8 protein-coding genes are annotated in these 4,952 nt (G+C 56.6%); 5 read left to right on the top strand and 3 right to left on the bottom strand.

Annotated features, from left to right (window positions below; all coding sequences use genetic code 11):
* From ACIQ17_RS30745 to ACIQ17_RS30725, 5 genes are all read left to right on the top strand, one after another.
* Positions 1-418: DUF6496 domain-containing protein (locus ACIQ17_RS30745; protein ID WP_398473268.1), on the top strand; the 418-nt coding region annotated here is incomplete at its 5' end.
* A 984-nt stretch (positions 419-1,402) separates the two neighbouring features.
* Positions 1,403-1,759: a PRC-barrel domain-containing protein gene (locus ACIQ17_RS30740; protein WP_398473266.1), complete on the top strand. Its 357-nt coding sequence runs from the start codon at positions 1,403-1,405 to the stop codon at positions 1,757-1,759.
* Between the two features lie 46 nt (positions 1,760-1,805).
* Positions 1,806-1,988, top strand: coding sequence for a hypothetical protein (locus ACIQ17_RS30735; protein ID WP_398473264.1), 183 nt, complete (start codon positions 1,806-1,808; stop codon positions 1,986-1,988).
* Positions 1,989-2,014: 26 nt separating this feature from the next.
* Positions 2,015-2,326 carry a four-helix bundle copper-binding protein gene (locus tag ACIQ17_RS30730; RefSeq protein ID WP_398473271.1) on the top strand — a complete coding sequence of 104 codons (312 nt, stop codon included), beginning with the start codon at positions 2,015-2,017 and terminating at the stop codon, positions 2,324-2,326.
* 55 nt (positions 2,327-2,381) lie between these two features.
* Positions 2,382-2,708 (top strand): DUF2171 domain-containing protein, encoded by a 327-nt coding sequence (locus tag ACIQ17_RS30725; protein WP_398473263.1) that lies wholly within the window; start codon positions 2,382-2,384, stop codon positions 2,706-2,708.
* Positions 2,709-2,765: 57 nt separating this feature from the next.
* Here the strand turns inward: ACIQ17_RS30725 and ACIQ17_RS30720 are convergent, their stop codons facing one another.
* The 3 genes from ACIQ17_RS30720 to ACIQ17_RS30710 form a co-directional block, all read right to left on the bottom strand.
* On the bottom strand, positions 2,766-3,842 hold the full coding sequence (locus ACIQ17_RS30720) for a flavodoxin family protein (RefSeq protein ID WP_398473269.1): 1,077 nt from the start codon (positions 3,840-3,842) through the stop codon (positions 2,766-2,768).
* 80 nt (positions 3,843-3,922) lie between these two features.
* Positions 3,923-4,198, bottom strand: a complete 276-nt coding sequence (locus ACIQ17_RS30715) for a SemiSWEET family sugar transporter (protein WP_398473262.1) — start codon at positions 4,196-4,198, stop codon at positions 3,923-3,925.
* A 15-nt stretch (positions 4,199-4,213) separates the two neighbouring features.
* Positions 4,214-4,952 (bottom strand): zinc-binding dehydrogenase (locus ACIQ17_RS30710; RefSeq protein ID WP_398473261.1); only part of this gene is annotated, 739 nt, incomplete at its 5' end.

The following is a 4,952-nucleotide window of genomic DNA, read 5'->3' as shown; positions in this document are numbered from 1 at the left end:
CCTTTTACTGATGATGCTCGCAGGTGAGGTCCTACTGGGCTCGATGGGCGTTCTAGTATCCCGCTTGACAATCAAGGCGGTTATCAAGTTCTCGCCTCCGGCGCTCAGCGATGGACGTCAGGAACTTGGAACGTTTCCTCCGATTGGTGTTCGCAATCAAACGAGGAAGCCCATGGCAAAGACAGTAAAGAAGGCCAAAACGGCTAAGAAGAAAACAGGTAAGAAAGCAACCACGCGCAAGTACTCGAAGAGCGCTGGCACCGAGGTGAAGAAGGAAATGCGCCGCGCCAAGAAAGGCACCGCCAAGAGCGGGCCAGGCGGCAAGGGCGGCAAAGTGAAAAGTAAGAAACAGGCTATCGCCATCGGACTTTCCAAGGCTCGCAAGAAAGGCGCAAAGGTGCCGAAGAAGAAGAACTAGGGAACGCGGCACAATAGCCGGGGTTGCCAAAGCGGGTGTCCGATCCTCCCGAGACGGCCCATTACCTGCCCCGCTCCGGCGGGGCTTTTTTTCCCCGCTGCGACGAGATCTCATCCGTCCAGCTTTTTACGGAAACCCATGGCCTGCCGAACGTCCAAGATTGCCATCCGCAGTAGGGCGTCCGTAGTTTCCATTTTAAGCTCAACCGCCATGACCTGAAGGTCGCACAGACCGTCTTCCAACGTCGCCAAGTCTAATCGCCGCTCGCCACCGGCGTCAGAACTATGCCCTTTCATTCCCAGGCTCCGCAAAGTCACGAAGATCGAATTTTCGCAAATGCGCTCCGCAGCGGAATATAGCAATTTGTCGCAAACCTGAGCGGGAACAAGTCGAGCGATTCCGACTGTTCGGCGACCAAGTTGAAACTTTCCCGTAACGCTGCGTCTCTCAAATTGAGCGGTTCGCAATCCCGCTCAAGCCGACTTCAGACGGCAAGAGCCTCGTCCCTCGCTCGGCGAGGCTTTTGCTTGCGAGCAGGGAAATGGCGCGTTGCAACGCGGTCGTTTCCAATCTCAAACGCCGAATGTCTCTTCGAATGCCACAGTAGACCGGAGGGCACCGGCTTATACGAAAGCAGAAGGGGCGATCACGTCCGATAGCGTATTTTGCTGCACTTCTAGTGACCTGTAAGGTAACTAGTGTTTCGGCTTCATTACCAATCTGCGCCGCCCGGTCGATCATAGAAGAGATACCTTATTTGTCGGTCAGAGACGCTCAACGTCATGATTGGTTTTCAATCTGCTCTGCTTCAAAGCGGCCATCGAGTGTGGCCAAAGCCGCGCTTTCTGCTGGCTTTCCCGCGGTGCATTGCGGCCGCCTCAGCGAGTATCAACGTTTGAAGATCGTTTAGCCGTGCGACATTTCCTTTAGGAACAATGCAGATTGCCTCCTGTTTTACCGTTATTACAACTAGAGGAGGACGTTATGGCTGAACGCGAAACCGGCAATCTCATCGGGACCGACAAGGTTGAAGGCACCGCGGTGTATGGCCCCGACCGTGAGAAGATCGGCTCCATCGAGCGCGTGATGCTGGAAAAGGTCAGCGGCAAGGCATCTTACGCCGTGCTGAGCTTCGGCGGCTTTCTGGGGATCGGTGACGACCACTACCCACTTCCGTGGCAGACTCTGAAATACGACACCGAGCTCGGCGGTTACCTGACCAACGTGACCAAGGAGCAGCTTCAGGGCGCGCCGAAGTACAGCAGCGAGGCGGACTGGGACTGGCAGGACTCCGGCCGCTATCGCAAGGTTGACGACTACTACGGAACTCCGTTCGTTTGATGCGGTGGGCCCCGGTTCGCCGGGGCTTTTCCGTTGGGAGAGAGTCATGGCGAGATCTGATCAGGACATAACCCTAGACGAAAAGAGCCAGGAGCAGCCGCAAACCAAGGAACGGGCACGTGACCCCAGTTCAAAAGATCAGTCCCAGCCTCCCACACGGGAGGACGAGAAAACCGGCAAGGTGGCGCCGGAACAGACGCACAAGAGGCACCTGGGCGACAAGAGCTAAAGGAAAACACCATGCATGCCGAGGAAATGACACGCTGCATCGATGCGTGCTTATCTTGCTACAAGACCTGCACCAGCATGGCGATGAACCACTGCCTGGAGATGGGCTGCAAGCATGTCGAGCCAAAGCACTTCAGTTTGATGATGGCTTGTGCTGAGATGTGCCGAACCTCTGCTCACTTCATGCTGATCGGGACCCCTCACCACAAGCACACATGCCGGAAATGCGCTGAGATTTGCGCCGAATGCGCGGCCGACTGTGAACGTGTTGGTAATATGGATGAATGCGTCGTGACTTGCCGTGCTTGCGCGGAATCCTGCCGCAAGATGGCGGCATAATGCCCTTCGTCGCAATCTGCTAAAAATAAAAACAGCATTGGATGGGAGGACGGTCGTGACCGTGAAAGATTTTGTCGAGTCCCTCGCTGCTGAAATCGGGGGCAATACCCCGCGCGCAGAACCGAATATCAGCGCCCCCATGCCACAACAGGACCCGACCGCGCTAGAGCATTTTCCATCGGATTCACGTTTGGAAGTTATTGGATCTGATGGTCTGCACGTCGGTGTCGTTGAGCACGTCCAAGGAGACTGGATCGTCCTCCAGACCCCCTCTGCCTCTGTACACCGTCGATTAGCGAAGAAGTTCGTCGTCGTAACGGAGACCCAGAAGCTACAGCTGTCTATTACCAGTTCGGAAGCTAGAGCTAAGATCGGTGAATAATCCAGAAGCAAATATTGGACGCAGTGACAATGACAGCGTTGACAGGCACCTAGTCACCTATTTCGGTGCAGCCGGACGCAACCCCGCATCCGGTTGGGCCAACCTGCCCTCATCCTGCATCCGGATCGCTCGGGCCAGCACCGTTGCCGCCGTCCGCACATCATGTTGGAAGGCATCATCGTCGTCCAAAGCGTGATGGGATGTCGCGTAGGGTTCATTGTAGCCGATATACCCATCCTTCTCCGCCAGCGAGCCTGCCGAAATCAAGTCCAGATCAGTGAGCCAGTCCGCGAGACCGCGCCGTAAACCTTCGGCGCCGATACTGTCGCCGTGCACGACGACCGAGAACAACCGTCCGGCAAGATGTTTCGGATAGTCCCAGCCTTTCAGTTCGATCTCTTTGGCTTCCGCGGCTGTCTTGCCATGGGTGCTGGTGGGATCGGGGTTACCACCGTCTGCACAGACCAGCCTGTCGATCATGGCCTTCAGACCGGTTGGTGCTTGATACCAGTTGACCGGCGTAATGATCATGATTCCATGCGCTTCGACCCAGAGCGGATAGATCTCGTTCATCCAGTCATCAGTCTGCTGCAGAGAATAGTTAGGATAACAACTGCAGGGCCAATGGCAGAGTGGCATTGCTGTCGAGACGCAGGATTTGCAGGGGTGAATCTGTCGTCCGAGCTCAGAGGTCAGGTGCGAGAGATCGAGGAAATCCACCGCAAAGCCATGCTCGATCAGGGTACGCTCTGAAGTTTTGCACAGTCGAAACGTCTTTGACATTTCGCCAGGGCAGGTCTGATCACTGCGCGACGATCCGTTGATGAGCAAAATACGTTTCTGACGCATTGCATCGTCATGTTTCTGCTGGGCAGCATCGATGGCCTGCTTCGTCTTCACCCAATCGACCGACAATTCGTAGTCGGGATCAGAATAGTCCTCACCGGCCTGTTGGGTATGCGGCGATTTGCGCGAATGGGCATATCCATCCCATGCCGCTTCGATGAGCGCAGCGATCTCATTTTGTAGTGGTTCGAAAGCGGGATCTGTGAAACGCGCCCGCATACGGCTTTCGAATGTCGCACGATCCAGTTTTCGCGACGGCATTCCCTTACGAACATCGATTTTCACAATGGAACTCCTCAAAATTACGGAGGAGTAAGCTCAGATTCGCTCCAATCGTTCCGACCTCAGCACGCTGTAATTTCAAACTGCTAACCGTTCGAGGCACGGAGATCCCGGATCTTGCAAAAGAGGACCATGCCGGAAAGCGCTGCCCCGACCCCGTTGCCCAGAATGATGACGAGGTCATCTTTCAGCACGCCGTAGATGACCCAGATTGCAAGTCCCGTCGTAAGAATGCCAAGCGTTTTCAACGAAAGGTCTGCCGTCGCTCCGCGCGGCAACGCTTTCCGCACCTGCGGAACGTACGATAACGAAGTCATCAGCGCCGCCACCATCCCGATCACGGGCAATAAGTGCTCGAGCATCATCGTATCGGCAATTCAGGGCTTCATTACGACCTTGACGCAGCCGTCTTTCTTGGCGCGGAACGTCTTGTAGAGCTCCGGCCCGTCCTCCAGTTTGGCACTGTGCGTGATGACGAAGGACGGGTCGATTTCACCCTTCTCGATGCGCTCCAGCAAGATCGGCAGATAGTGCTGCACGGGCGTCTGCGCCATACGAAAGGTCAGGCCGCGGTTGATCGCGGATCCCATCGGGATCTTGTCGACGAACCCGCCGTAGACGCCCACGATCGAAACCGTGCCAAAGTTGCGGCAGCAATGGATGGCCTGTCGCAACACGTGCGGGCGGTCGGTCCCCATGAAGGTCGCGACCTTCACGCGGTCGATGACGGCGGTCGTAGACTCCTCGCTTCTAAAATCGATGATCACGGCACCGGCCTCGCGCGCCATCCCCATCCGCTCGGGCACGGTATCGATCGCGATGACGCGCTCCGCGCCGAGCATGAAGGCGCTGCGGATCGCGAACTGACCGACAGGTCCGCATCCCCAGACGGCGACCGTCTCGCCGCCTTTCAGATCGCAGAAGTCCGCAGCCATGTAGCCCGTGGGGAAGATGTCCGAGAGGAACAAGACCTGATCGTCGGTGAGATGGTCCGGTACCTTGATCGGGCCCACGTCGGCGTAGGGGACGCGGAGATATTCGGCCTGGCCGCCAGAGTAGCCGCCGAGAAGATGAGAGTAGCCAAACAGCCCGGCCGGAGAATGACCCCACAGCTTG

The organism is Tardiphaga sp. (genome assembly GCF_044340795.1).
In the GTDB taxonomy this organism is placed as follows: domain Bacteria; phylum Pseudomonadota; class Alphaproteobacteria; order Rhizobiales; family Xanthobacteraceae; genus Tardiphaga.
This window is presented reverse-complemented; position numbering and strand designations above follow the sequence as displayed.

Bases quoted from the DNA above. Each gene is read 5' to 3' on its own strand.
- ACIQ17_RS30740 (WP_398473266.1), top strand. From the start codon at position 1,403: ATGGCTGAACGCGAAACCGGCAATCTCATCGGGACCGACAAGGTTGAA.
- ACIQ17_RS30735 (WP_398473264.1), top strand. From the start codon at position 1,806: ATGGCGAGATCTGATCAGGACATAACCCTAGACGAAAAGAGCCAGGAG.
- ACIQ17_RS30730 (WP_398473271.1), top strand. From the start codon at position 2,015: ATGACACGCTGCATCGATGCGTGCTTATCTTGCTACAAGACCTGCACC.
- ACIQ17_RS30715 (WP_398473262.1), bottom strand. From the start codon at position 4,198: ATGCTCGAGCACTTATTGCCCGTGATCGGGATGGTGGCGGCGCTGATG.